This window comes from Vibrio renipiscarius (assembly GCF_000827885.1).
Taxonomy (GTDB): domain Bacteria; phylum Pseudomonadota; class Gammaproteobacteria; order Enterobacterales; family Vibrionaceae; genus Vibrio; species Vibrio renipiscarius.
In genome coordinates, this window is the sequence record NZ_JTKH01000025.1 from 222,233 (window position 1) to 248,267 (window position 26,035).

The window sequence follows — 26,035 nt, forward strand, 5'->3', positions numbered from 1 at the left end:
GTTTTAATTGCATATGTTTTTTGTGGTGTGCCCCGTATTTATTCATAGCAGATCTTACCCATTTTGTCGGCAAAGAAGAGAATATCGACGTGATTAATGGTGGTAGAACCGGTAGGTAGGTTGTTTACCACATAATAACGATTTTTCACTGAAGAATACTTCACAATGATTGACGGATGACTAGCGGCATTTTTAGCCGATGTAGGACGACTAGATGTATCGAATAAACGGATTTAAAACGTCACTTCTTCTTGTTTTATTCACCCTTGCAGGGTGTGAAAAGGACGTGACGTTTAACCCCAAAGAAGGCGAAGAAAAGCGCTATTGGGTGTACACGCATACCACGCAAGACATTGAACAAAATAATGATACGGCGATGATTAGCCAAAGTTTAGTTCATTACCGTGTCGCAGAGGTTGGGGAAACGCTTAAACTTCATGTAACACCAGAGCATATGCAATTTTCTGCTGGCTATTCAGGCTTTTCTAGCGTGGACGCATCGAGAAAAAACAAATCGATGGAAGAATTTTTACGTCCTGGCTTTGATGTGTCCTATAACATGGAGACGGGCGAACTTGTTGAGTTCAAGGGGCGTAATGAAAAATTGTGGAATGAGTTGCTAGAAGAAGGCGGCGATGAAGTCTTAAGTAGCTTGAAGTCTACAATGAATGCTCCCGCTCTTTTGCAGTCACTGCCAACGAAAGTGGGCAGCGAGGTGATACTGGAGGAGATCAATGGTCATTCTGCGAGCTTGGTTATTCGCAAGGCCACAGAAACAACGTTGTATGCGACGCTTGTTTCACCCCAACGTAAAGCGAGTGACACGGATACTTCTTCCAATATTCAAAGTCAATTGTATGGACAGGTTGAAATCGATCGTGAATCGGGGTGGTTGAATAGTTTAAACCTTGTTATGAATATTCCAATTGATGTCTACGGCCGAACAACGTTGACGCAAGTGACGTTGGCGATGCGCTCAGAAGATGAACCTATCGGTGGATTCGAAGACATGTTTGCTCACGCTTTCTACAATGATGAGGTGTATTGGTATGATATTGAATCCATCCCTGAGAATATCAATACGGAGCATACCTTAACAGAAAGCGACGTTTTACCCTACGAGCGTGGCATGTTTGACGAGTACGGTCAGAGTTTTCATCTCACTTACCCCACTAAAATTGCTTCTGATCAGGTTATCGGCCACATCACAATGAGTGACGTCAAAGCCTACACAGGCGATGGTGTGTTGCTCGATATCGACCTCATTTCACCAGCCAATAATCAATATCTTGATGAAGGAATGAATATTGGTTCCATTGTACAACCTATTGGTTGGAGTAAAAGCGCGGAACTAAAAGAGGTCGGCACTTTGGCTGCGATGGTTGAATACTATAAAGCGGCGCTTGAACTGCACACACTGCCTTGGCAAGGTGGCGATCATCAGACCTACCAAGTAGGGGACTTAAAAGTCACCGTGGATAAAGTTGCCGACACCGACAGCGAATATCAAGTGAACTTCCACAATACTGACACTCAGTGGCTTGGGTTTAACCTTGGTGGCGTTAAAGGGCAAAAGTCATTCTCACCCGTGAAGGCGGGTCCTGATTGGTTATCACCGGGCAGTCATCAATTATTCGCGTATTCGACGGATCCAACGCTAATAAACCGAGCGATGGGCTTGAGGTTACTTGAAGAGCCTGAATCATTGGTTTTCTTTTTACATACCATCGATAAGAAACCAAGTTTTTCTCGTGAAGTGGTGTTTTGGGAGAAAGAGGGTTTCTTGGCTCTTGCGGATATGCCACCACTGGGGATCGTACCAGAACATGAGTATTACTCTGATGAGACCGAGGTTCAGCAAGCGCACACTCCTTTTGATATTCATGGTGAGTTGAGTGTCGCCACTGAATCCGGACAAAACGCGGTCGTGGTTTTACCGCTGGAGTGGTCCTCTGTGTGCCAATTCAATATCGAGAACGCCCCTGAAGTTAATGGAAAGGCTTTAGAGTGGAAAGTGCAAACGATGACGGATGACAATATCGCCGGTGGGCCAGTCGCGATTCCGCCGAATTCGATGGCTTATCAATTGATGACGCCTGATGGTAAGAGACGCTACTTTTACGGACTGGATGTGACCACGCGTTTGACGTGCGATGGGCAAATTTCTTGGGAGAGCGTTATATTGCCGACAGACCTACAGCCATGGTTGTTTGATCTGAGGTTTATGGAGGGGTTTGACTCGCTAAAAACGGTTAGAGATTTCCTTAGCCGGTATCGTATCTACGGTGATAACGACCAATTAATACAGGCGATAGACAAAAGGGGCAACGTACTAAGAGCGAGTGATGACCCTATTTCAGACGTCTTATTTAATGATTGGTTCATAAAAACCTCGGGTTCGATTTCACGTATTGAGCAATTGACCGTGGAAGGAGAGCCGCTTGAGAAGCAGTTTGTTATTCAATTTCCGCCATTGCCACAAGGATAAGACCATGCGAAATCTACGTACCGGTTGGGGGACATATCGTCTTGTCGTCAAACCTTCTCTCGTGCTTATTCCATTGCTGTCCGCATTTATGGTCTCCGCCGCCCCTGTTTGGCTTGATGATGATTGGAATATCGTCAAATCGGAAGATCAGGCGAGTTATTACTTAACGGAACCATTGGCTGAGAATAACGGCAAGTGGCCAGTAACGGTATACTTTCAAGGTGGGGATATTGTTAACTTCAAAGGTTCACTCAATAGTGGTGATATTTCGACCGGAAAATCGGTGGGTGAATACGAAATCTACTATGACAATGGGCAATTGATGTCGAGCGGCCGCCGTAATGCAAAAGGCGAATATGAAGGGCTCACTAAATTCTATAATGAAGAAGGAGTGTTAACCCAATAAGGCACGTTCGTCGCGGGCAAAGAACAAGGTGTGGGACGTCTTTATTACGCAAGTGGTGGCATCGAAGAAGAGTATACGATATTGGATGGGCATCGAGTGGGAGGCGATGTTCATTTTTATGAAGATGGAAGCGTGTGGCAAAAGCACCGTTTTGCCAGTGGAAAAACTCATGGTATCCAAGAAACCTTCTATCGTGATGGTAGCCTGCGACAAAAATCCCACTATGTCATGGGAATGCGTCACGGTGAATACACGAGCTACTATGAAAATGGCCAAGTTTCTTATCATATCAACTATGTCAATGACCAGCCTTCAGGGCTTGGTCGCTCGTACCATGAAGACGGTCTTTTATACCTCGAAATTGCCTATGAAAATGGCAAGAAAAATGGGTTAGAGCGCGGGTGGCATACCAAGGAACAATTGCGTTTTGAAAAACATAACCTCGACGGAAGACTGCATGGCGTAGCGACGAATTATTACCCTTCGGGTAACAAAAAAAGCGTTGAGAATTACAATAAGGGCAATCGTCGAGGCGAGCGAATCGAGTTTTATGATCAAGTCGATCTCGTCAAGTCGAAAAGAGTTTTCAATTCACAGGGTCGAAAAACATCGGAGATACTTCTGGCTGAGGATGGCAATAAAACATTTGATTACCTTGCTTCCTTTCAAAAAGATCATCAGATTACCGACGCTAAAACATACCGTGATGGCACTTTAACGATCCGCAGACAAGAAGACACGAAGAAAAAGTGGCAATTGGATGAGGAGTTTGACTCACAAGGTAAAGTGATACAGCGTCTAGAGTACGTGAATGGTAAGCGTGAAAATGCTTATATTGTTATGGACTCGTACAACGATAGCATGGTGACGACACACTATAAGAAAGGGGTACCCAACGGTGCGTACCTTATCGAGAGTACCTCCGGTGAGTTAATTGAAAGTGGTACGTACCTCAAAGGTAAAAGAACCGGGCTATGGCAATACTTTTACAACGGTATCATCCACAGTGAAAACTATAATCGCCAAGGTAAGCTCGATGGTGAGGTCGCCATGGTGGAGAAGGAGTCAGGAAAACGCGTGAAATGGGAACATTATCGTAATGGCATACTGCATGGTGACACCGAAAATTATTCTCAATATGGTACGTTGTTGGCCAAAGGAAAATACGTTGACGGTAAGCGAGATGGGCCGTGGCTACATCAAGAAGACTATGAGCCTGATGTTGTTATTTGGTCCGGTACATATGACAAGGGCAATAAGGTAGGCGCTTGGTTCGCTCATTCAGAGGCAGGCTATGAACTTGGCCGTGAACAATTTGATCAGCAAGGCCGTCGACAAGGCGCATTCTACTATTTCGCAGAGCATGGCGCACTTAAACGTATTGTTCGCTTCGTAGACGATGAGCAAAATGGTGATACGGAATACTATAGCACCAATGGTAAAATCTATCCTAATGATGACTCTGTGGGCCTATCATGGTAGTCGAGCGTCGTTTACGTTGTTGATTTCTGGATGAAGAAAGGCCTTTCCAAGCGGAAAGGCCTTTGATTTTTAAGCGGGTTTCGTTGTCTTTTCCAAGTGAAGCTTTTCAGGTCAAGACACGACGAATCTTGAAATCTAAATAACGAAAGTGGCGTTATTTTTTGATTTCTGTAATGCGAGTTTCACTGACTTTACTTAACGCGTCTGGACGAGATAAGTACTGTTTGAAGCCAAGAGAAAGCGGTTCACCAGCGCGTTCTTTACGATTTTTGCCGTCGGTAAAGGCAGCGAAGCCGTCACCACCATCCGCCAAGAAGTTATTGGTTACGACGCGATAAACTTGTTCATCTATCATCGGCTTGCCATTTAGCGTCAGCGTTTGTACACGTTCGCCAGTCGGCAATGATGAATCGTACGCCATGTACACACCGCTCGACACTTGCATGACACCGTTTGTTAGACCTGCCGCGTGTTCCATTAGGCTGCGAATTTGAGCACCGGTGAGATCCATGACCACTGGATAGTTCGGGAACGGTAGTGAGTCAATCACATCACCGTAGGTAATATCACCGGCTTCAATATCCGCACGGATACCGCCGCTGTTTGTGAACGCTAATTCACCATCGGCAAAATTTGGCAGCATTGAGTCGGCAACAAGGTTGCCCAACGTTGAGGATTCGCCGTAAGAGCGAGTCAGCGTCATCGATGTGTTTGTCAGTTTTTCATTGACGATACCATCGACAATTTTTTTCCATTTGTCGATGCGAGCTTGGGTTTCTTCGTCAGATTTCCACTCGTCAGCCCAAATGGTTTTCAAGTCGAAATCAAATCCTTTGATTGTGCGCGTTTCTTCATCGAAATCGATCATCAGTTTCCCTACATTAATGCCGTAACCGTCAGTTGAAACAATCAATGTATCATTCACTTCGATCACTTCAGGAGTACCCACGTGCGCGTGACCGGTGACCAAAATGTCCAAACCTTTGACTTGTTTTGCGGTTTGAATGTCCTTATCCAAAGCGCGACGTACATCGGTTGCCCCCAAGCTTGATTGGCGAGCTGGAGTACCTTGGTGCATCAATGCAATGGTCAAGTCTACTTGAGGACGCAGTTCATCAAGGTACATTTGTAAGAATTCAATTTCGTCACGCGCTTCGATGTTTTGACGCATGTTGGCAGCGACGGTGTCGTAAAAAGCGAATTTACCGTGTAGGCCAATGACACCAATTTTTAGTCCGTCACGTTCGATGATGGTGTAAGGCTTGTCCCAAAATGGTTTATCAGAATTTTCAAAGAACACGTTACCCAAAAGCACATCAAATTCGGCTTTAGCCATTTGCACTAATGTGTTGTCCCAGCCGTAATCGAACTCGTGGTTACCGATAGAAGCGACGTCGTAACCCATGCTGTTCATCACATCAATGATCGCCTCGCCATCCGTTAAGGTATCAACTGTTGAGCCAGAGAAGTAATCACCTGCATCAAGTACGATGGTGTTGTCAGGCGCTTGCGATTTTTGCTGCTTGATGTAGCTCGCGACGTTCGCAAAACCGCCCACAGGACGTTGGTCATCAATATAACGCGCGATAAAAGGATCAACTTTTGAGTGAATATCGTTGGTGTAAAGAATCGTTAAATCTTTTGCACAAACAGGCAAAGTTGCCAGCGCGATAAGTGACGCAAGTATATGTTTCTTCATTAGAGCCTCCATTTAAACTGGGACGGACTATACGGAAGCGCATTACGCACAAGTCAGACGTAGATCACGTTTATTCTGGCGCAAACGAATAAAATGGCGCGATTTTCAATTTTTGTTGCTAATAAATACGGTCTTTTGGTGGATTAATGCTGCGTGATCTCAATGTGTGTAAAAGCGGGCACTGCTCCAATTTGGGCGAGCCAGGTGCGCCGGATTATGAATACCACATTCGCCCGCTGGGCTTTCTTGCGATGCGTTGTGATAAATGTGCAGCAACACCGCCAATGCTAGATAACGAAAGCTACCTGAAAATTTGGCATTCTTGGCAGCAAAAAGTCGCCTTGTACAGTGGACGTTGTTGTCCCGATTGTGGCAGCCGTCATTTTAAGTGCTTTGGGCGTAGTGCGGTTCAAAAACCCCGCCGGCAGTGCAAGGCTTGCGGTCGTACGTTTTCGGTTCGTGATCCCGTCACTCAAGCGCAACGCAATAATGTTGAGCACATCATGCGCCTCATGAAGAAAGCAAAACCTGATGATGGCGACAATATACTGATGTATGCCGCAGAGAAAGGCGTGCATTTTGACCGAGCTACAGCGCAAATTCAGCGCCTTTCCCTACAAATGTTATGGCAATGCCCACCAGCCCAGCGAATCGCAAGCGTGAGTTTTATCGTGCCTTATCGCGGTGAAAATAATGCGCTATGGTGTTTAATCAGTACGAATATGGACACTGGCGAGGTGATTCATATCAGTACAACGCTTGTTGAACTTGAGTTATCAGCGGAAGGGCGCTACCAATCTTGTCAGGATGCGCCGTCAACAAATTGGGACCACACGACCAGCGCCATGAGAATGGCAGAGGATCAAGAGGCTCGCTTTCTGGCGCGAGGTCAGTTTGACCGCTGTGATTTTGGTCTCGTTAAAGTGGCGAAAAAAGGCACGTCACATGCGCTGCCGGTGCTTACGGCACACGCTCACTTTGCTTTGCTTCGCTATCTAGGCCATGGGATTGGGCAAGATGGGGAGGTGGGCAGTCATTGTTTACAGCACGAGGTGTTTTTACGAGGTGCCTGCATTACGCAATATGCGCACTGTGTGAAGCGCGACAATATGGCGCTTTTGTATGTGGTCGGAGAAACCAAGTCTCAATGCACGCATCATAGTACGCGTAAATTGGGCTGGTGGCAGAATCTTTGGCATTCAGTGACTGACACCCAAGGCAACCAAAAAGCGTACAGTGTATTGTGCGGAAATAACCGCTTAGACGCTGAACAGATCTCATTGTCCACTTGCTTTGCAGCAATCCGGTATATTGAAGATCAAATCGCTTGCCATCACTTGGGCGAGTTCACACCGACTAGGGTGAATCACTTAATGGCGTTGATCGCACAGAATTTTAATCAGGATTTAAGATTCGAGGATTAAAAGCGACAGCGAAAAATAGAGGCCTCATGAAATAGTGAGGCCTTCGCGTATTGACTCAATGTGAATGACTATTTCATCAGCGTTTAGGTTTATTGCCAAATTGCTTGATGCTGGTCTTTTTTGCGGTACGGCGGTTGGCTTGCTTATCTCTAGGGGCTCGTTTATTTTCACCGCTTGAGGGTTTATCGGTCACCGGGAAATCGGCCAATTCTTGTAACGGTAAAGGACGGTTAGTCAACTGGCGAATGGCAGCCAGATACTCGCTTTCACCATGACAAACCAGTGAGACCGCTAAGCCTTTTTCGCCAGCGCGACCGGTACGCCCAATACGGTGTACATAGGTCGTCGGATTTGAAGGCAGCTCAATATTGATCACGACAGGAAGCTGGTCGATGTGAATGCCGCGTGCGAGTAGATCAGTGGCAACCAGAATTTGTGTTTTTTGTTGTTTAAACTCGGCTAGAATCGTCTCACGTTCTTGTTGTGTCTTGTTACCGTGTAACGCACTAACCGTCAGGCCCGCTTTATTGAGCTTTTTACATAATGCATCGGCATTATCTTTCGCGCCAATAAAGACAAGCGCTTGTTTCCAACCATGCTGTTTGATCTGGTCAATAAGTACATTCGCTTTACTGCCTTTGTTGACCAAATACGCGATTTCTTCAATCTCGCTCACCACGCTGTTTGCTTGATGCGCTTCGATCATTTCTGGGGCCGTGAGTAGGCTTTCCATGCTCGCTTTTAGCTCTGGAAGCAGAGTTGCAGAGAACATCATCGTTTGACGCGTGGCGGGTGTGTAGGCAACGATCTTTTGCACGTCACTCCAGAATCCCATCTCGACGAGGCGATCGGCTTCATCTAAAACCAGTGTGGTAATCGTACTGGCATCAATGGCATTGTCATTGAGTAAGTCGAGTAGGCGACCTGGCGTTGCAACGATAATTTCTGGGCGCTGCTGTAACGCTTCAATTTGCGCGTCTTTATCAACACCACCGCATAATACTTGGCTACGAATATCAAGCTTTTCTGCGATACAACGCAGTGCGTCATGCACCTGCATGGCAAGCTCACGAGTTGGAACGAGGATGATCGCTTGAGTGACCGAGCGCAGAGCTTTCACGCGTTCCAAGATCGGCAAACCAAACGCTAATGTTTTACCGCTACCGGTTTGAGCAAGGGCAAGTATGTCTTTATTGGCTAATGCAACTGGAATAACGGAAGTTTGGATAGCCGTTGCGTGGGTAAACTGGCTTGAAATAGCGATGGTAAGATCAGCACTGAGGTTAAGCTCGGTAAATTGCATAGTATGACGTCATTTAATCGTGTTGGCGCATAGAATACCAAGCTAAGAATGAATGGCAATATTAAGCGCGACTATTCGAAAAGATATTCATATTGGTCGTTCGTTTGTATAAACCATTCATTACCGAAGACAGATTGCGTGCTGTTGTGTGTGATTATCTATAGGTCATGAATAGGCGGATTGTCATAGAGTGGGGGATTGTTCGCCTTGGCGATTGATTTACCAGCAGGTTTGTTGCTTATATTTGGCATTTGTTTGTTTATCGTGATCGTTTGATGTTTTTAATGATGTGTATGTAACTGCATTTGCGAGTGTTGATGAATTAATAATCTATCATATTTTTAAATATTGACTTTTTATTCTGTTTTAACGATATTTCATGCTCTACAAATTCTATAGTGAAATTGGTTATGTCTCACTCTCATGCACAGCCAGCGGACTCGGCTGTAACGAAGAAATCTTGGCAAATGCCAGATACCCTTATTTTGATCTTTTTTGTTGGTATCTTTGCTGCGATTCTTACTTACTTAATCCCTGCAGGTTCTTTTGATAGCCAGCAGGTGACATACATGGTCGATGGTGCTGAAAAGACACGTACAGTTATTGACCCTAATTCATTTGCTTACGCAACCGATGAAAAAGGTGAACTTGTTTACAATTCTGTAAGCCTGTTTGCTTCTGGCGGCGGCATTGGCCTCATGAACTTCCCATTTGAAGGCTTGGTTTCAGGCTCTAAATGGGGCAGTGCGGTCGGCGTAATCATGTTTATGCTTGTGATCGGTGGTGCTTTTGGTGTGGTTATGCGCACCGGTACAATCGATAACGGCATCCTACGCCTCATTGATAAGACGAAAGGTAACGAGTCACTCTTTATCCCAGTGCTATTTTTATTGTTCTCACTTGGTGGTGCAGTATTTGGTATGGGCGAAGAGGCTGTGGCTTTCGCTATTATTATCGCACCACTAATGGTTCGCTTAGGCTACGATGGTATTACGACCGTCATGGTAACCTACATTGCTACTCAAGTTGGTTTCGCTACGTCGTGGATGAACCCATTCTCCGTTGCGATTGCACAAGGTATTGCGGGCGTTCCTGTTTTATCAGGCATGACGGTACGCATGTGCTTGTGGGCTGGTTTCACTTTGCTGGGTATTGCGTTTACTATGGCGTATGCTGCACGTATTAAGGCAAATCCTGAACTGTCATACAGCCGTCGCACTGATGCACACTTCCGTACTCAAGAGTTGTCGGAAACCGCGTCTCGTTGGAATCTAGGCGATACTCTGGTTATCTTAACGGTTATCGCTTCAACGCTTTGGGTTGTTTGGGGTGTTGTTGCACACGCATGGTACATTCCAGAAATCGCGTCTCAGTTCTTCACCATGGGCTTTGTGGTTGCGATCATCGGTACTATTTTCCGTCTCAACGACATGACATTGAATGACGCTGCGGCGGCATTTAAAGAAGGCGCGGGCATCATGCTTGCTCCTGCATTGCTTGTGGGCTGTGCGAAAGGGGTTCTATTACTACTTGGTGGCGGTTCTTCTGAAGAGCCAAGCGTACTAAACTCCATTCTAAACGGTGCTGGTGGCATGTTAAGCGGCCTACCTGCGGTCGCATCAGCTTGGTTGATGTACGTTTTCCAATCTGTGTTCAACTTCTTTGTTACTTCTGGTTCGGGTCAAGCAGCATTAACGATGCCATTGCTATCGCCATTGTCTGATATTGCAGGCGTAACACGCCAAGTTGCGGTATTGGCATTCCAGTTGGGTGATGGCTTCACGAACGTTATCGTTCCAACGTCAGCTCCTTTGATGGCGACACTGGGTGTGTGTCGTATCGATTGGGGTGACTGGGCGAAATTCTGCTGGCGCTTTATGCTGATGCTGTTCGTTATTTCAAGTATTGTGGTTGTGGTTGCTCAGCTGTTGGGCTTCTCTTAATCAACAATCCTTAGTTAAAAAAATGGCGAGAGTAAATCTCGCCATTTTTGTTTTTAGCGCGTTATTATTTCCTATCCGTCTATTCCTTATATCAACTGGAACAGTCCGTGCTCAGCAAGTCTGATCAACGCTCGATTCCAATTGTTTTTTTAGGATTTCTCAACTTTTTGGAGAAACCATTCTATGGCTACACATTATCTCGATGACGTTATTCAAGGTCGCCGCGTAATCAACTCACTCGATGTGGCAGACTTGCCTGCTGGTGAGCATAAATTTATGTTCCAAATTGCGACGAATGCTATTTCACAGTGGCAACACCTGCCTGTGTTGGTGTTTAAAGGCAGCAAGCCGGGCAAAAAAATTATGATTACAGCCGGTGTTCATGGTGATGAATACAATGGTGTTTTAGCCGCGCAACAAACGGCGCGTGAATTGGTGGCGAAAGAGTTGGCAGGCACGGTGACTATCGTGCCAATGATTAATTTGACGGGTATGCTGCACCACAGTCGAGATTTCTTCTCTGTTGACCCTGATTGTTCACCGACCAATTTAAACCGTTTCTTCCCAGGCGATGCCAATGGCAACGAAGCAAGCCGATTTTTGTTCACGCTATGGAATGGTTTGCTAAAAGATAACGCCGATTTAGCGATTGATTTGCATACTCAAACTTCAGGCACAACTTACCCACTGTATGTGTTTGCGGATTTCCGCCTTGAAACCGCGCTTGAAATGGCGCGCTTAGTCAATCCTGACGCCATTTTAAATGATCCAGGTGATGCAGGCGTGCTCGAAACCGTATGGAACAGCAGTGGCGTGCCAAGTATCACGATTGAAGTCGGTATGGGCCGCTATACCGATCAATCTCTGATCGAGCGCACGGTGCAAGGTATCTTCAATATTTTGAAGCATCACCAAGTTATTGCTGGTGAGGTTGAAGCCGTGGTGCCATGTGTAGAAGGTGCTGATATCGTGAGCATTCGCGCAGAAGTGGGTGGGTTTGTTTTGCCGCAAGTGCGTATGATGGATCAAATTCAGAGCGGTGATTTAGTGGCGATTCAATACGACAGCTTTGGTGATGAGCTTAAACGTTACTTTGCGCCTAGTGCCGGTATGGTATTGAGCCACAATATTGAATCTATCCGCGCACCGGGTTCACTACTTGTCCGTCTGATTAAGTAATCGTCTTCGACAGTTGGACCTAAAGGTTGAGTTCACTTGGCTTTTAGGTCTGAATCTGACGCTTTACTTATCTCATGTTTGCGTAATAATACTTCCACTCAACTTCTAACGGAAAACGCGATGTTTATTGTTATTCGTCTTATCAAATTAGCGGTGATCACAGCGATCTTTTTGACGATTTTTGATCTTGTCTCTTACGGTGAAATTACCTGGATAAACCGTCTGTTGGGTTAAAACGATATTTGACCTGTTGATTGCGGTATTAACAAATTAAATAGTCACAATTTAGTTTATTAATGGCGGTGAATTCAATTTAAAGTTTTGATTTTTAAGGTTTTAATTTTCATATTCTTGGTTGGGGATTACCGTTTGATGAACAAGGTTGAACGCTAATTGCCGCCTAGCGGCTTGCCTGTTATCTTCGCGTTTCTACGATGGAGGCAGAATGGCATCAACTCAGTTACCCTTTAGTTTATTTTTCAAACCCCTCGGTTCTCAATGTAATTTAGATTGTCGCTATTGCTACTATTGGAATAAGCATGATGCGACTCATCAAGCCCATATCGACCACAAGCTATTGGATCGCGCGATCGAGCAACATATCGCGGCGCAACCCGTTAGTGATCGACCGATCGACTTTATATGGCATGGCGGCGAACCTCTTTTAGCAGGCTTAGCTTTTTATCAATCCGTGGTCGAGCGCCAATCCCATTTCATTTCAACCCTCCCTCATAAGCCTTTAGTTAAAAATACAATACAAACGAATGGCTCATTGATTAGTCAGCAGTGGGCCAAGTTTTTTGCTGACCATCACTTTATGGTTGGCATTAGCATTGATGGCCCTGAACATATCCATGATTTATGCCGTGTGGACAAAAAGGGAAATAGCACCTTTTCGCGTACTCTACGAGGGATTGATCATTTAAGGCGTAACGGGGTCGAATTTAATACGCTGTCGGTCATCAATAACCAAAACTACCACTGTGGCCAAGAAATTTATCAATTCCTCAAACAAAACGGCAGCGGCTATATGCAGTTTCAGCCTTGCTTGGATCACGAATTAGATCAGCGTGATGAACGGAATTGGTCACTGACAGGCGAGCAATGGGGCGCATTTTTATGTGCGGTATTTGATCAGTGGTGCGCCAATGATGTCGGTAAAGTGTACGTGCAGTTTTTTGAAAATTGCTTAATGATTTTGATGGGATATCCAAGCCAAATGTGCCACCACAGTGCGGAGTGTGGTCAGCAACTTGCGATTGAAAAAGATGGGGCGATTTATAGCTGTGATCACTATGTCTATCCAGATTATCAGTTGGGCAAGTTAGGGGAAGATGTCTCGGAGGATGCGAGTTTGCAATCTTTGGCTAATTCACAGACGCAACGCCGCTTTGGGGCGGATAAACAAAAAACCTTAAGTCAGCAATGTCGGCAGTGCGACTTTCTGCCGTTATGCCAGGGTGGCTGTCCAAAATATCGCCTCGTGCCGCATCATGGCGACGAGCAACATAATGCATTGTGTGCGGGCTATCAGCGGTTTTTCTACCATGCGTTACCCACACTAATCCCGATGGTAACGGCCATGAAAAATGGTTATTCTGCGGAATATTACTCACTATTTAGATAAATTAATCAATAATTTATATCGTATCCTAAACATAATAGCCAAAACATAATAGCCAAAACATAATAGCCGTCATGCGCTTTGCGATATATTACCGAGTCATTGGAATTAAACATGCAGTATGATTACAACTTATTGAAATTGATTTTAGTCTTAAATGACACTCAGCAAACCGTGGCGGCGGCTCGAACGCTTCGTGTTAGCCAGCCGACAATTAGTGTGATGCTTAAAAAATTGCGAGAGCAGTTTGATGATGAATTATTTGTGCGAGATAAAACGCAGTTAAAGCCTACGGCTAAGTGCTTAAAGTTAATTGACCTTATTCCTAATATTCTCGAGCAGTTGGAAGGATTGTATTCCATCGATAAATCTTGGGCTATTGAGGAGTTGAAAGGCGAAGTACAACTGTTGTTCCCTCCAACAATGATGCGATGGTTAGCGGCACCGTTAATCAGCAAACTGGCTGCTTTGGCACCAAAACTCACCATCGATTGCCGTTGTTGGAGTGAAGATGCCATCCTGAAACTGGAAACGAATACAGCATGTTGGGGAGTGGGTTACTTGCCGATGGAGACCAATAAAAACCTGATCGAAACCTTCTTAGGGTATGACAAGTTTGAGTTGATCATGCGCCATGACCATCCGTTAACGGAGAGTAATTTAACGCAACTGCGTGAATACCCGCTTTGCATCAATCTTATTCCGGGCTATATCGAGTCTTCTAAAGCAGAGATGCTAATTAAGAAATACCATCTGAATAAGCACATTAACCTACGCAGTAGTGACTTAGGGTTAATGTTAGATGTGGTCAAGGAGAGTGATTTTATTGGTATTGCCTCGACAAAATGTCGCAGCAGCTTGAGTGACGCGTTTCGCTGTGAGCCTTTGCCAGTCGAATTATACAAAGATACCTTTCGGCGTTCATTTTCATTGTTTACGCATTTGAAAAACAAACACGATCCTTTGACTCAGTGGTTACAGGTGACGATAGAAAGCATTATTCAACAGCAATTGAATGAACCTTATTAAGGAATGTAATTGCGTGAATAGGCCTATTTTTTAATAAAGTTCCTTACTCTATAGCGGTGAATTATTTGTGTTATAGAATCTGAGAGTAAGGAACCTAATGAAGTCTATTCTTCCTTTGCAAGTGACCGCAATGTCACTGCTCGCAAGCGGCAGTGCATTCGCGGAAACGCCGCCAAATATCGTCGCAATTATGCTTGATGACGTCGCTCCAATCGATATCTCGGCGTATCATCGTGGACTTGGTGCTATCAGCACACCGAATATTGATAAGATCGCACAACGTGGCGTCATGATCAGTGATTATTACGCACAGGGCAGTTCAACGGCTGGGCGTTCAGCGTTTATCACCGGGCAATACCCATTCCGTACCGGTTTAACCTCTGTTGGGCAGCCGGGTTCCACATTGGGCTTAAAAGCCGAAGATCCCACACTCGCTGAGATGCTGAAAGATAAAGGCTACGCGACCGTTCATGTTGGCAAGAGCCATTTAGGTGACAACAATAGTCACTTACCAACCGTTCATGGCTTCGACGAATTTTTTGGGTTTCTCTACCATTTAAACGTGATGGAAATGCCTGAGCAGCCGGAATTTCCAAATGACCCCAATTTTATCGGGCGTCCACGTAACGTACTTCATTCCATCGCAACCGAGAAGTTAGATGCAACCGTTGAACCTCGTTTTGGTATGGTGGGCAAACAAATTGTGACCGATAAAGGCGAACTTGGTGCGAAACGCATGCAAACCGTGGATGAGGAGTTTTTGACCTTTGCAATGGATTGGCTAGATTCACATGAGGCTAAGCGCGACGACCAGCCTTATTTTATGTGGTACAACCCAACCAGAATGCATCAGAAAACTCACGTACGCCCAGAGAATCAAGGCATAAGCCAAACGACACTCTACTATGATGCGCTCAAGGAACTGGATGGCCAAATCGGTCGGCTGATCGACAAATTGGACGCCCTAGGTGAATTGGATAATACCCTGTTGTTATTTACCTCCGACAATGGGGTGAACCTTGACCACTGGCCGGATGGCGGCGCCGCTTCTTTCCGCGGTCAAAAAGGCACGACTTGGGACGGCGGGTTTCGCGTACCAATGCTCGTGAGTTGGCCTGACAAGTTGCCACAGGGCACGTATACCGAAGGTTTAATGACAGCAGAAGATTGGGTGCCTACGATCATGTCAGCGGTTGGTGAGCCTGGCATTAAGCAAGAGCTGCTAAAAGGCAAAAAGATCAATGGCCAGTCGTATAAAGTGCACCTTGATGGCTATGACCAATTGGGTATGCTGACGAACAACGATAAAAGTGCGCGCCGTGAATTCTTCTTCTACAACGAGAACTCACTCAATGCGTTCCGTGTTGATGATTGGAAAGTGCATTTGAAAACCAAAACCGAGTGGATTGCACCGGTGGAAGAATGGCCATTGGGGATGCTGATTAACATTAAAGCCGACCCTTATGAGCGTTCACCCGATACACGAGGTTGGTTCTTGTGGATGAAAGAAAAATCTTGGGTGTTGCCTTCCTTGCAAAAGCAAGCGATGAAATATCAGCAATCACTAAAAGACTTTCCACCAAGACAAAAGTCAGGCGGAATTGGGATGGCGGATAAATCGATCGTTGATTAAATTGTTGATTAAGACGTGAGTGACATGGCTGCTCGTCATTGGTAATGATTGGCAGCCATGTGTTTTATTGCTTGTATGTTTTGCTACTGACGAATGCTCTAGAAAACAAAATTGACCATCAAGGTATAGAGCTGTCCGGTTGGTTTATCGGGCGTTTGGACAAACGCACCTTCACCGTTGTTTTCGGTATGGAAATATTGCCATTCACCATTGATAGAGATGTTATATCGAACATCATAGCGCAGCCCTGCGGTGACACTTTCACCTTCCCTCACGCGGCCTTTTTCGTTGATCACTTCGTTATATTGTTGTCCGTAAACAAGATAGGGCGTTAATGTATTTAAACGATATTGCGCCGAGACGTACCAAGAGGCGGTACGGTCACTTTTTTGAAGCTCTGTACTGATCATCGTATGGTCAAAATCATATTCCGCTCCAATGGTATATAACTCGATGGTATTGTCTTTTGATTGAGACGCATAGCCAGGAACACCGACGACAGATACACGTTGATCGTAAGCGGAATTGAGGTACGAAAAATTCCACCGGTAATTGTCGCCAGACAAAATGGCATTCAAACCGTACATGCGGTCAGTATCAAGCTCAAGGTCAGTGCTGTCATTCAGTTTTATGTTTTGTTCATCGCTTAGGCCATAAAACGGCGTGATAGACAAGGACTTGTCATCATCTAAGTCCATATTCCACGTTAAGCTGAACCCTTCATAGGCGGTGATACCAAGAATACTGCCGTAGACTTCATTGGGTGGGCGGGCCATTGTGTAGGCATGACCGACGTAGAAATATTCCGAATACAGAAACAGTGGAATACGTAAGCGGCCAACGCGCGCGAGCACGTCTTTATAGGTATAACCAGCGTAAATCCATTCGAGTTCAGGATCACTCCAGTGATCTTGTGGCCTCTTAACGACTTGAGCAGAAAGGTGAAGGGCATCGAAGTAAGCGTCGGCCTGCATTCCAAAGATGGTGTCACAGTCAAAACAACTTTCATTCGTTATTTCATTGTGGGTCAGTAGCGGTGTCTCATTGTCACTTTTTGCCCAAGACGTAGAGCCAAATCCACTGATCAGAATGTTATCGTTAATTTCAAAACTTGCGCTTGCAGAAGGGGCAACAACGAACAAAATTACGGTTAAAATTGTGGTTTTTTTCATTATTTTAATTCCTCGACAATAAACAAAACCATCGCCTCATTAGGCACATGTTCGAGTGGGGCATAGCCGATTCGATATGATTTTTGTTTCATCCATTGCATGAGAGTCTCGGTGTTGGCTTGTGTCATTTCTTTCGGTGGACGTGCTTTGCCTGAAAATGACAAGGATGCCCAGTGTGCATTCATTTGTGCGGTATTTTTCCCTAGTAAGGATTGGTAAAATTCAGTGCGCTCTTTGCTGTTTTCAGGCCAATCCGATAGCTCGATTTTTTTGCCACTCAAACGCTTTGTTTTACCTCGGTAGAGCTTGCGAGCTTTGCTGACTGAAAGCGGAGCAAATTCTTGGTCCAAGGTAAATATCGCGTATTTTTCGGCGCCTATCGCTTTAGAGCTGACCGAGATAAACAGACACAAAATCGGAAGGAGCCAATAATGGATATTGAGCCACTTACGCTTCATCTCTAGATTGTCTTTTCGATGATACATACACGTTATTCTCAATTAAATTATGCTTTCGATTTTGTCAATCAGGTTGTCTTTACGCACCGGTTTTGCGATATAGGCATCCATCCCTGAGTCGAAACATCGTTGGATATCATCGTCGATGACACTCGCGGTGAGCGCGATAATAGGGGTTTTAACTAAACCAGAACTTAATTCATATTGTCGGATCTCTTTGGTTGCGGCAAAGCCATCTTTAACGGGCATCATGCAATCCATTAATATCACGTCAAAGCTGCTGTCAGCACTGTACATGTCGATGGCAATTTGGCCATTTTCCGCGATAGCGTAACCAAATCCTGCTTTATCGAGCATAATCGACGCAACTTTTTGATTAACACGGTTGTCTTCGACCAGTAAGACGCGCTCTGAGCGTGTGGCATTTTTTGGCGCACTTGGGCTGAATTCCGCTCGCTCTTCTTTATGACCTGTTAACGAATTTAGCGGGTCGACATTGAGTGGCTTATCTGAGTGTACTGTCCCGGCTTGCTTTGTGTTCAATGGCACTGTATTCAATGGCACGGTTGAAATAGCCGGTAGCGGTAAGAAGCTATCGATTTTTTCTCTTAAAATATGGGCTTTGAATGGTTTGGTAATATAGTCATCCATCCCGACATCAAAACAACGCTGAATATCGTCATCAATCACACTGGCGGTAAGCGCGATAATGGGAACATGTTTGTCGGTGTTCTCTTCAAAGTGTCGAATTTCCGATGTGGCTTCAAAACCATCCATGATTGGCATCATGCAGTCCATGAGTATGACGGCATAGTGTTCAGGATTTTCGCTATAGATTGCCACCGCTTCGGTGCCGTTATTGGCAATGTCAAATTCAAATCCAGCCTTGGTTAAATGAAGTCCGGCGATTTTTTGGTTGACGGTATTGTCTTCGACAATCAGGATTTTTTTGCCATGCTGAACGTTGTTTTCTGGGCTAGTTGGATTATCAGAAACAGGGGCCACACAGCGATTGAGTCCTCGCGCTAAACGTTGACCATAGAAAGGACGAGTGATGAGGGCATCGACATGATGTTCAAAATCAAAAGGGCGGCTCTTAAATGAACGAATAAGCCCAATTTGGGTTCCGGATTTTCTGATCTTATTAAAGTGGCTGAGGTACTGCTGCGCAGAATCGGGTGCCGACTCAAGGAAGATGATGACGTTAGGCTTCGAGTCGAGATTGTCGGCAAGGTAGTCCTCAATAGTCTCAAAACGATGCGTCACTTGGTGGTCATAAAAATTCAGTTCTTGAACAAGCGTTTGGCTTAGAGAACCGTTATCACTAATCAAACCCACAGACAGCGCCGCTGTGCGGTTTATTGGGTAGTGTAGATGTTCAATGTCAAATTCTAAGGAAAAATAGAATCGGCTACCTATGCCTTTTTCGGATTCAAGCTGAATTTTGCCGCCCATTAACTCGACGAGTTGGGTGCTGATCGCTAGGCCTAGACCTGTGCCGCCAAATTGACGTGTGGTTGATTCATCTTCTTGGGCAAAAGGTTCGAAAATATTCTTTTGTTGTTTGTCGTCAATCCCTATTCCTGAATCCCTGACCGAGAATTCAAGCTGGCAAGTTGTCGGGGGAGTGAGGCAGTTTTTCGCATCGAACTCAGTCGCAATCGCGATTTCGACACTGCCTTGTTCTGTAAATTTCACCGCGTTAGACATGAAATTCATCAATGTTTGGCGCAATCGATGGTCATCAATCATGAGTTTATATGGCACATTGGTATCAATGGTAACGCGTAAATCTAAGCCTTTTTCCTTTGCTTTGGGGGCAATTATCGAGGCGATATCGTAAATACTTTCGCGCACATTGGTGGAGTGGTGACTAATCAACAGCATGCCAGATTCAATTTTAGAAAAATCCAAAATATCATTGATTAAGCTGAGCAACAGTTGTGATGATGTCTCAATTGTATCGACATAGTCGCGTTGCGTTGGGGTCAATGACGTATCTGACAGCACCTCAGAGATACCAATGACGCCGTTAAGTGGCGTGCGTATCTCATGGGACATGTTCGCCAAAAAGCTGCTTTTTGCTTTACTGGCTCGAATTGCCGCATCTTTTGCGTCTTCGGCAACATTTTTGGCTAACGTTAAACGTTCATTGGCTTGCTTTCGTTCCAGTGTGAGTCGTTCAACTTCTTGGGCAAAGCGATTGAGCTCATCATTACCCGATATTTGTTTTGTGAGTGTGTCAGGTTGGTGGTCATCATCGTTTTTGAGATAGCGCAGCACAACTTCAAGATTGTTGGTGACTCGTCTCACTAAATTGATGGCGATGAAAATCACCAAAAAAGTGAGAACAGAGACAGCATTAATGAAAATGAGACGCTCATTGTTGGCAATTTTCGTTGCACTTTCGATGCGCTCAACCAATTGGCTTTCAATCTTAAGTGCGACGCCATTCAGTTGTTCAAGGCGAGCAAGTAGTGCGACTAAACCGGCTTCCGTTTCTAAGGCGCTCAGCGGTGCACTATCATTTTGAGTGAGTAATGCTTGTCTGAAAACCATACTTTGTTGGAAGGATTCATGGCTAAAGGCCGCAAGCATAAAGTTAATTTGTTGCTCATTGGCATTTAGCTTAATGAAGCGCTCTACGAATAGTTGCTGGTTTTGCGCCAGTGAAGCAATTTGACTGAGAAGTTCGTCCTTTTGTTCGTCATCGAGTTGAGTGTTTTCGACCAGTTGCTGACTCAATAAGGTTTCTTGGCTGGCCCAAAACATCATCCATTCGAGCTGAGTAAGGGCATTAATATCATTTTGGATAGTAATAGGGGCTTCTTTGAGTTGCACGCGTTCTAATGAAGCGAGCAGTTGTTGGTATAGCTCCGCCTGCCATTCAATTGAATCCAATGCTTCTTCTGAATTTTGTTGAAGCTTCATTTGTAATGAAGCCGATAGAAAAGATCGCAAGGTATCAGACATTGCCGCCACTTCAGTTTGAGGATAGATATCCGCAATCAAAGGTTGAATGTCTGTCGTCGTCACAGGGGCATCCGTTGAGCTCGACGCTGAGTTATCTCCGTGTTCAATTTGCGACATCGCTTGAAGAAAGGTCGTAACAGATTTCGCTTTATTTAAATCATCAGTTTGGTGATTCAATAAGCTCACCTGACGAAAAGCAAGGTAGAGCAATAGCGTAATGGGCAGTAAGACCAACCCAAACAGCTTATATTTTATAGAGATATCGCTCCATGATACCCATTTTGGCATTTTTCATATCCATTTTTAGCCGACTAGTATGAAAAGTGTAGTTAAGGAACGTGTAATGATTGTATTTATAGGTAAATTTGTGAAATAGAGTGACTATATGGGCGTATATTTGTCGATTTGCACGACCAAAGCATCATGTATTCAATTTAACCCTCATCAAATTGGGTTAGAGCTAATCTTGACATGCGTTTGAAGCTTGTGAGCGTGTAGACAAAATAGCGCCTCCCTAGTGAACGTCTTATTGAATAATGGCTTGTGATGGAGATTAACTTTTTATCAAAAAGCCTATTAGGAACGCTGAGTTTGGATACACATTGACTATTTACAACCTACACTTGTAACTGTTGCTGCTGACGGCAGCGGACAGTATGGACAAGCATTGTATGGGCGGTAAATGGCCTGCATGGCTAAAAGCAAACGGTCATGTTAACAAGCCAGTCGCGATAAAAGTCACAGTCGATGAAGGAGGCAAGATGTTAGGCGAAAGTCACGCATTACTGAATGAATTTCCAGAGATGGAAGAGAAGATAGTGTCACTGATGGAGAGTAATCCCTCTTTTCATAAAGAGGTTAAAGACTACAACGCATTGGATAAACAAATCAGGGTGCTCGAGTTGAATAATTCGCCCATTGATGACCCTTCCATGGTGCAATTGAAACAACACCGTGCACAGCTCAAAGACGATTTATATCAAAAGCTGACCCACGAATAATCGGATTTTCGATTGTTAGGATCAAGCTTGACGCTTGAGCCACGGCAGCGTTATCAACGATAACTTTATAAGCAGCAATAGAAAGGCGCTCAATATAGAGCGCCTTTTGCAACAGAGCCAAGCCTTGAACTGGGCTACTTTTAACGGCGATCTATTCAAGCTCTTTGTCTTTGCTCATTGATAATAACCAAATGCAAATGGCGGCTACCGCGGCAAAACCAGATAGAATGATCACCGGCATCGCGCTATAGCCAAGAATATGCCAAACCACCGATTCAAACGTACTCATAACAACTCCTTATTGCCAGCCTTCTACGCCATGCATGTCTGGCAGATTATGGGCGATGCCTTTGTGACAATCGACACACGTTTTCTCACCGTTTGCTAAAGCCGTAGAGTGTTGCTTCGCGCTACGAGATCCTTGTTCGGAAAAATCCATATATTCAAACTCATGGCAGTTTCGGCATTCTAGTGAATCATTTTTCTTCATTCGTGACCATTCTCGCTCAGCAAGGTGGGCACGACGCTCGGCGAATTTTTCCGGCGTGTCGATGGTTTTCGTCACGTAGTGTGCAAACAACTCTTTAGATGCCTGAACTTTACGAACAATCTTATCGGTCCACTCATGCGGTACGTGGCAATCTGAACAAATAGCACGTACACCAGAGCGGTTAGAGTAGTGGATGGTTTCTTTAATTTCCGCCACGATAGGCGCATGACAACCTGAACAAAATTCCTCTGTGTTGGTTGCCTCCATTCCTGTGTTAAATGCGCCCCAGAATAGAAGGCCACCGGAAAAGCCCATAAATAAAACAACGCCAACGGCCGCTTTACTTGGACTTTTCAGTCGCTTCCAAAACGCTTTCAATAATTTCATACATTAACCTCGTTAATAGAACGCTTAGTGTTATTTCAATGACTGAACGCGTTCGAAATCATTTCCAACTAATGGCGTTGCATCTGCTTGCGGCACATGGCACTGAAGACAGAAGTAGCGGCGTGGCGACATATCGGCCAGTACGGCATCTTCTCGATTTACGTAGTGGGTAACACTGATTTTTGTCGCACCCATTTCTTTTGCATTTTTCCAGCTGTGGCAGGCCAAACACTTGTTTGCGTTTAGCGATACTTCGTAATGGCGAATGCTATGGGGAATCAGTGGTGGTTGATACACATAACTACTGTCGAGTTGTTGCTCTTTTGGGTATTTTTTAAATGCATCGGCAGGTCGGGTTTCTTCCAAGCGCGTGTCTCCGCGAAGTGAATCGACGCCGCCCGTGCCACCGGGATTATCAAGCTCTGCAAATACGCTGCTGCTGATTATCGCGGCTAAAGCGAATAGGGCTATGGCTATTTTTTTCATTGTAACGTCTCCGCCTAAGGGCAATATTCGTTATCGACCGCAGGGCGTGCGGCCGACATTGGATTAAACAACTTTGGTGATCTTAACCGGACACTTCTTAAAGTCGGTCTGCTTAGACAAAGGATCTGTCGCATCTAAGATCAATTTGTTGATCAGTATTCGAGCATCAAAGAAAGGCACAAATACAAGCCCTTGAGGTGGTCGGTTACGGCCGCGTGTTTCGACTCGAACACGCACCTCACCACGTTTATTCGACATGAGTACTTCTTCACCACGGCGAACGTTACGTGCTTTTGCATCGTCAGGATGCATGTAGCACACCGCGTCGGGTACGGCTTTGTAAAGCTCAGGCACTCGGCGTGTCATCGTACCGGTGTGCCAATGCTCTAACACTCGCCCAGTACAAAGCCACATATCAAACTCGTCGTTAGGTACTTCTGGTGGCGCTTCATACGGCGCAGAAATAATCCACGCTTTACCATCGGGTTTGCCATAGAAATCCCAATCCGATCCTGCTTTCGCATACGGATCGGATCCTTCTTTAAAGCGCCAAAGCGTTTCTTTGCCCTCAACCACCGGCCAACGTAACCCGCGTACTTGATGATAGGTATCGTAAGGGGCTAGGTCATGCCCGTGACCGCGACCGAATTGGGCGTATTCTTCAAACAGTCCTTTTTGTACGTAGTAACCAAAGTGATGAGCGTCGTCATTAAGTTCACGCGCTTCTGCGACTGGAAATTTATCGACGGAGCCATTTTTGTACAGCACGTCATACATGGTTTTGCCACGGTGTTGCGGGGCTTTGGCTAACGCTTCTTCGGTCCACACTTCTTCAATCTTGAAGCGTTTAGAAAATTCCATTAACTGCCATAAATCCGATTTTGCCTCGCCAATGGTTTCGACTTGTTGGTACCACGCTTGAGTGCGTCGTTCTGCATTTCCGTAAGCGCCTTCTTTTTCAATCCACATGGCGGTTGGCAAGATAAGGTCAGCAGCTTGCGCCGTTGCGGTTGGATACGGGTCTGAAACGACAATGAAGTTGTTTGGATCACGATAACCGGGCAGGCGTTCTTCATTAATATTTGGCCCAGCTTGTAAGTTGTTATTACACATCACCCAGTAAGCATTCAGTTTGCCGTCTTTAAGCATGCGGTCTTGCAATACTGCGTGGAAGCCTGGTTTTGGTGGAATAACGCCGTCGGGAATGTTCCAAATACCTTCGGCAATTTTGCGGTGCTCTGGATTTGTTACCACCAAATCGGCCGGTAGACGGTGAGCAAATGTTCCTACTTCACGCGCGGTACCACACGCAGAAGGTTGACCTGTCAGCGAGAATGGGCTGTTACCTGGAGTCGAGATCTTGCCGGTCAGTAGATGAAGGTTGTACACCAAGCTGTTCATCCAAACGCCGCGCGTATGTTGGTTCATACCCATCGTCCAAAGTGACATCACTTTGGTCTTTGGATCCGCGTACTGTTTCGCAAGCGCAATCAGTTTTTCCGGTGCGATACCGGTTAACTCAGAGGTGTATTCAAGCGTGTAAGGGGCAACCGATTTTTTGTATTCATCGAGGCTGATCGCGCTCATTTCACCTGAGTTCGGGTTAGCCGCTTCCATTTGAATTGGGTTGTCGTCACGTAAGCCGTAACCGATATCGGTTTTAGCTTGTTTAAAGTGGGTGTGTTTGTTGACGAAATCCCAGTTAACCGCATCGTTTTCAATGATGTAGTTCGCAATGAAGTTAGCGACAGCCAAGTCAGTTTGTGGCGCGAAGATATAACCGTGGTCGGCCAATTCAAATGAACGGTGATAATACGTTGATAGAACGTTCACTTTGACATGAGGATGGCTCAAGCGGCGGTCGGTAATGCGAGTCCACAACACCGGGTGCATCTCGGCCATATTTGAACCCCAAAGCACGAATGCGTCGGCGTGTTCAAAATCGTCATAACAGCCCATGGGTTCATCAATACCAAATGAGCGCATAAAGCCGACGACAGCCGATGCCATACAGTGGCGCGCATTGGGATCAATGTTGTTCGAGCGGAAGCCTGCTTTCATCAACTTTGATGCCGCGTAGCCTTCCATAACCGTCCATTGACCTGAACCAAACATACCTACGGATGTCGGTCCTTTGTCTTTCAGTGCTGTTTTCCATTTCTCAGCCATGATGTCGAAAGCGTCATCCCAAGAAACAGGCGCAAATTCGCCATTCTTGTCGTATTTACCATCAGTCATGCGCAGCAGAGGTTGAGTTAAACGGTCATGGCCGTACATGATCTTTGATAAAAAGTAGCCTTTAATGCAGTTAAGGCCTTTATTTACAGGGGATTCTGGATCACCTTGTGTGGCGACAACCTTGCCCGCTTGGGTACCAACGAGTACAGAACAACCGGTGCCGCAAAAACGACAAGGCGCTTTATCCCAAGTAATTTTGGTTTGGTCTGAGCTGGCAATGAGATTGGTGGCAGAGGCGGGTAGTGTAATACCCGCTACCGCTGCAGCTGAGGCGGCTGCGTTTGCTTTCACAAACGCGCGTCTTGTCATTTTCATACTTCACCCTCTACTTGGGATTGTTGTTTTCCAGTGTTTGAATCAACATCATCTAGGTCGGTTTCAATTTGGTGATAGACCATCACCGTATTGAGTACATGCGGTAAATGATTGATGACATCGATTGTCTTCGTAATAAATCCGTGCGCACCCGTTTCAAGTACAACAACGATTTTCCCTTCAGGACTGTCGCCATACACTTCAGCGCTGTCGATGAGATTAATTTGCGATTTAACGGTTTCTAAGTAGTCGGGTGAAACGTGGACTATTAGACTTGATATATGCACTTCATTTTTCGGCATGTT

General features: G+C 45.3%; 20 protein-coding genes. 10 read left to right on the forward strand and 10 right to left on the reverse strand.

The features are described 5' to 3' along the window. The first annotated feature begins 214 nt into the window (after positions 1-214). Genes OJ16_RS19200 through OJ16_RS19205 form a run of 3 tightly spaced genes read left to right on the forward strand, consistent with a single transcriptional unit; the run spans position 215 to position 4,376 of the window. Positions 215-2,488, forward strand: coding sequence for a hypothetical protein (locus OJ16_RS19200; protein ID WP_040993065.1), 2,274 nt, complete (start codon positions 215-217; stop codon positions 2,486-2,488). 4 nt (positions 2,489-2,492) lie between these two features. Beyond that, the gene (locus tag OJ16_RS20230) at positions 2,493-2,894 is read left to right on the forward strand and encodes a toxin-antitoxin system YwqK family antitoxin (RefSeq protein ID WP_236688438.1); all 402 of its coding nucleotides are present in this window, start codon (positions 2,493-2,495) and stop codon (positions 2,892-2,894) included. A 30-nt stretch (positions 2,895-2,924) separates the two neighbouring features. Continuing rightward, entirely contained in the window at positions 2,925-4,376 is a 1,452-nt protein-coding gene (locus OJ16_RS19205) for a toxin-antitoxin system YwqK family antitoxin (RefSeq protein ID WP_236688439.1), read from the forward strand. Positions 4,377-4,530: 154 nt separating this feature from the next. Here OJ16_RS19205 and OJ16_RS19210 read toward each other — a convergent pair whose 3' ends face one another. Further along, the gene (locus tag OJ16_RS19210) at positions 4,531-6,075 is read right to left on the reverse strand and encodes a bifunctional metallophosphatase/5'-nucleotidase (protein WP_040993067.1); all 1,545 of its coding nucleotides are present in this window, start codon (positions 6,073-6,075) and stop codon (positions 4,531-4,533) included. Positions 6,076-6,221: 146 nt separating this feature from the next. On the opposite strand from OJ16_RS19210, the gene OJ16_RS19215 reads away from it, so the two are divergent. After that, positions 6,222-7,499, forward strand: coding sequence for a hypothetical protein (locus OJ16_RS19215; RefSeq protein WP_040993069.1), 1,278 nt, complete (start codon positions 6,222-6,224; stop codon positions 7,497-7,499). Positions 7,500-7,575: 76 nt separating this feature from the next. On the opposite strand, the gene OJ16_RS19220 is transcribed toward OJ16_RS19215, so the two are convergent. Next, positions 7,576-8,802, reverse strand: coding sequence for a DEAD/DEAH box helicase (locus OJ16_RS19220; protein ID WP_040993071.1), 1,227 nt, complete (start codon positions 8,800-8,802; stop codon positions 7,576-7,578). Between the two features lie 410 nt (positions 8,803-9,212). Between OJ16_RS19220 and yfcC the strand changes: the two genes are divergently transcribed. The 5 genes from yfcC (at position 9,213) to OJ16_RS19250 (ending at position 16,210) form a co-directional block, all read left to right on the forward strand. Then, complete coding sequence (gene yfcC / locus OJ16_RS19225) at positions 9,213-10,745, forward strand: putative basic amino acid antiporter YfcC (protein ID WP_082030295.1); 1,533 nt, start codon at positions 9,213-9,215, stop codon at positions 10,743-10,745. A gap of 183 nt (positions 10,746-10,928) precedes the next feature. Then, positions 10,929-11,924, forward strand: coding sequence for a succinylglutamate desuccinylase/aspartoacylase family protein (locus OJ16_RS19230; RefSeq protein ID WP_040993073.1), 996 nt, complete (start codon positions 10,929-10,931; stop codon positions 11,922-11,924). Positions 11,925-12,369: 445 nt separating this feature from the next. Continuing rightward, a complete protein-coding gene (locus tag OJ16_RS19240; RefSeq protein ID WP_040993077.1) occupies positions 12,370-13,551 on the forward strand; it encodes an anaerobic sulfatase maturase in 1,182 nt (393 codons plus the stop codon). Positions 13,552-13,662: 111 nt separating this feature from the next. Continuing rightward, a complete protein-coding gene (locus OJ16_RS19245) occupies positions 13,663-14,577 on the forward strand; it encodes a LysR family transcriptional regulator (protein ID WP_040993080.1) in 915 nt (304 codons plus the stop codon). A 97-nt stretch (positions 14,578-14,674) separates the two neighbouring features. Next, a complete protein-coding gene (locus tag OJ16_RS19250; protein ID WP_152613884.1) occupies positions 14,675-16,210 on the forward strand; it encodes a sulfatase-like hydrolase/transferase in 1,536 nt (511 codons plus the stop codon). A gap of 98 nt (positions 16,211-16,308) precedes the next feature. Here the strand turns inward: OJ16_RS19250 and OJ16_RS19255 are convergent, their stop codons facing one another. Genes OJ16_RS19255 through OJ16_RS19265 form a run of 3 tightly spaced genes read right to left on the reverse strand, consistent with a single transcriptional unit; the run spans position 16,309 to position 21,101 of the window. Further along, positions 16,309-17,382, reverse strand: coding sequence for a hypothetical protein (locus OJ16_RS19255; RefSeq protein ID WP_040993084.1), 1,074 nt, complete (start codon positions 17,380-17,382; stop codon positions 16,309-16,311). Continuing rightward, complete coding sequence (locus OJ16_RS19260) at positions 17,382-17,840, reverse strand: hypothetical protein (RefSeq protein ID WP_236688442.1); 459 nt, start codon at positions 17,838-17,840, stop codon at positions 17,382-17,384. The genes OJ16_RS19255 and OJ16_RS19260 overlap by 1 nt, the downstream gene beginning before the upstream one ends. Before the next feature lie 42 nt (positions 17,841-17,882). Beyond that, positions 17,883-21,101, reverse strand: a complete 3,219-nt coding sequence (locus OJ16_RS19265; protein WP_040993088.1) for a response regulator — start codon at positions 21,099-21,101, stop codon at positions 17,883-17,885. 368 nt (positions 21,102-21,469) lie between these two features. Between OJ16_RS19265 and OJ16_RS19270 the strand changes: the two genes are divergently transcribed. Continuing rightward, entirely contained in the window at positions 21,470-21,814 is a 345-nt protein-coding gene (locus OJ16_RS19270; protein ID WP_408063512.1) for a YdcH family protein, read from the forward strand. A gap of 151 nt (positions 21,815-21,965) precedes the next feature. Here OJ16_RS19270 and OJ16_RS19890 read toward each other — a convergent pair whose 3' ends face one another. The 5 genes from OJ16_RS19890 to OJ16_RS19290 all read right to left on the reverse strand — a co-directional run bounded on the left by OJ16_RS19890 (position 21,966) and on the right by OJ16_RS19290 (position 26,032). Continuing rightward, positions 21,966-22,103: a TIGR02808 family protein gene (locus OJ16_RS19890; RefSeq protein WP_082030296.1), complete on the reverse strand. Its 138-nt coding sequence runs from the start codon at positions 22,101-22,103 to the stop codon at positions 21,966-21,968. A gap of 9 nt (positions 22,104-22,112) precedes the next feature. Further along, positions 22,113-22,691 carry a NapC/NirT family cytochrome c gene (locus OJ16_RS19275; RefSeq protein WP_040993090.1) on the reverse strand — a complete coding sequence of 193 codons (579 nt, stop codon included), beginning with the start codon at positions 22,689-22,691 and terminating at the stop codon, positions 22,113-22,115. A gap of 30 nt (positions 22,692-22,721) precedes the next feature. Continuing rightward, positions 22,722-23,177: a nitrate reductase cytochrome c-type subunit gene (locus tag OJ16_RS19280; RefSeq protein ID WP_040993092.1), complete on the reverse strand. Its 456-nt coding sequence runs from the start codon at positions 23,175-23,177 to the stop codon at positions 22,722-22,724. A gap of 63 nt (positions 23,178-23,240) precedes the next feature. Then, positions 23,241-25,730, reverse strand: coding sequence for a periplasmic nitrate reductase subunit alpha (gene napA, locus OJ16_RS19285; RefSeq protein ID WP_040993094.1), 2,490 nt, complete (start codon positions 25,728-25,730; stop codon positions 23,241-23,243). Next, on the reverse strand, positions 25,727-26,032 hold the full coding sequence (locus OJ16_RS19290) for a chaperone NapD (protein ID WP_040993096.1): 306 nt from the start codon (positions 26,030-26,032) through the stop codon (positions 25,727-25,729). The genes napA and OJ16_RS19290 overlap by 4 nt, the downstream gene beginning before the upstream one ends. Positions 26,033-26,035 lie beyond the last annotated feature (3 nt).

What these genes read in the sequence shown, in the direction of transcription:
- OJ16_RS19270 (WP_408063512.1), top strand. Translation starts at nt 21,470, where the DNA reads ATGGACAAGCATTGTATGGGCGGTAAATGGCCTGCATGGCTAAAAGCA.
- OJ16_RS19200 (WP_040993065.1), top strand. Translation starts at nt 215, where the DNA reads ATGTATCGAATAAACGGATTTAAAACGTCACTTCTTCTTGTTTTATTC.
- OJ16_RS19280 (WP_040993092.1), bottom strand. Translation starts at nt 23,177, where the DNA reads ATGAAAAAAATAGCCATAGCCCTATTCGCTTTAGCCGCGATAATCAGC.
- OJ16_RS19265 (WP_040993088.1), bottom strand. Translation starts at nt 21,101, where the DNA reads ATGCCAAAATGGGTATCATGGAGCGATATCTCTATAAAATATAAGCTG.
- OJ16_RS19290 (WP_040993096.1), bottom strand. Translation starts at nt 26,032, where the DNA reads ATGCCGAAAAATGAAGTGCATATATCAAGTCTAATAGTCCACGTTTCA.
- napA (WP_040993094.1), bottom strand. Translation starts at nt 25,730, where the DNA reads ATGAAAATGACAAGACGCGCGTTTGTGAAAGCAAACGCAGCCGCCTCA.
- OJ16_RS19890 (WP_082030296.1), bottom strand. Translation starts at nt 22,103, where the DNA reads ATGAGTACGTTTGAATCGGTGGTTTGGCATATTCTTGGCTATAGCGCG.
- OJ16_RS19250 (WP_152613884.1), top strand. Translation starts at nt 14,675, where the DNA reads ATGAAGTCTATTCTTCCTTTGCAAGTGACCGCAATGTCACTGCTCGCA.
- OJ16_RS19220 (WP_040993071.1), bottom strand. Translation starts at nt 8,802, where the DNA reads ATGCAATTTACCGAGCTTAACCTCAGTGCTGATCTTACCATCGCTATT.
- OJ16_RS19260 (WP_236688442.1), bottom strand. Translation starts at nt 17,840, where the DNA reads ATGAAGCGTAAGTGGCTCAATATCCATTATTGGCTCCTTCCGATTTTG.
- OJ16_RS19245 (WP_040993080.1), top strand. Translation starts at nt 13,663, where the DNA reads ATGCAGTATGATTACAACTTATTGAAATTGATTTTAGTCTTAAATGAC.
- OJ16_RS20230 (WP_236688438.1), top strand. Translation starts at nt 2,493, where the DNA reads ATGCGAAATCTACGTACCGGTTGGGGGACATATCGTCTTGTCGTCAAA.
- OJ16_RS19255 (WP_040993084.1), bottom strand. Translation starts at nt 17,382, where the DNA reads ATGAAAAAAACCACAATTTTAACCGTAATTTTGTTCGTTGTTGCCCCT.
- OJ16_RS19230 (WP_040993073.1), top strand. Translation starts at nt 10,929, where the DNA reads ATGGCTACACATTATCTCGATGACGTTATTCAAGGTCGCCGCGTAATC.
- OJ16_RS19215 (WP_040993069.1), top strand. Translation starts at nt 6,222, where the DNA reads ATGCTGCGTGATCTCAATGTGTGTAAAAGCGGGCACTGCTCCAATTTG.
- OJ16_RS19210 (WP_040993067.1), bottom strand. Translation starts at nt 6,075, where the DNA reads ATGAAGAAACATATACTTGCGTCACTTATCGCGCTGGCAACTTTGCCT.
- OJ16_RS19240 (WP_040993077.1), top strand. Translation starts at nt 12,370, where the DNA reads ATGGCATCAACTCAGTTACCCTTTAGTTTATTTTTCAAACCCCTCGGT.
- OJ16_RS19275 (WP_040993090.1), bottom strand. Translation starts at nt 22,691, where the DNA reads ATGAAATTATTGAAAGCGTTTTGGAAGCGACTGAAAAGTCCAAGTAAA.
- yfcC (WP_082030295.1), top strand. Translation starts at nt 9,213, where the DNA reads ATGTCTCACTCTCATGCACAGCCAGCGGACTCGGCTGTAACGAAGAAA.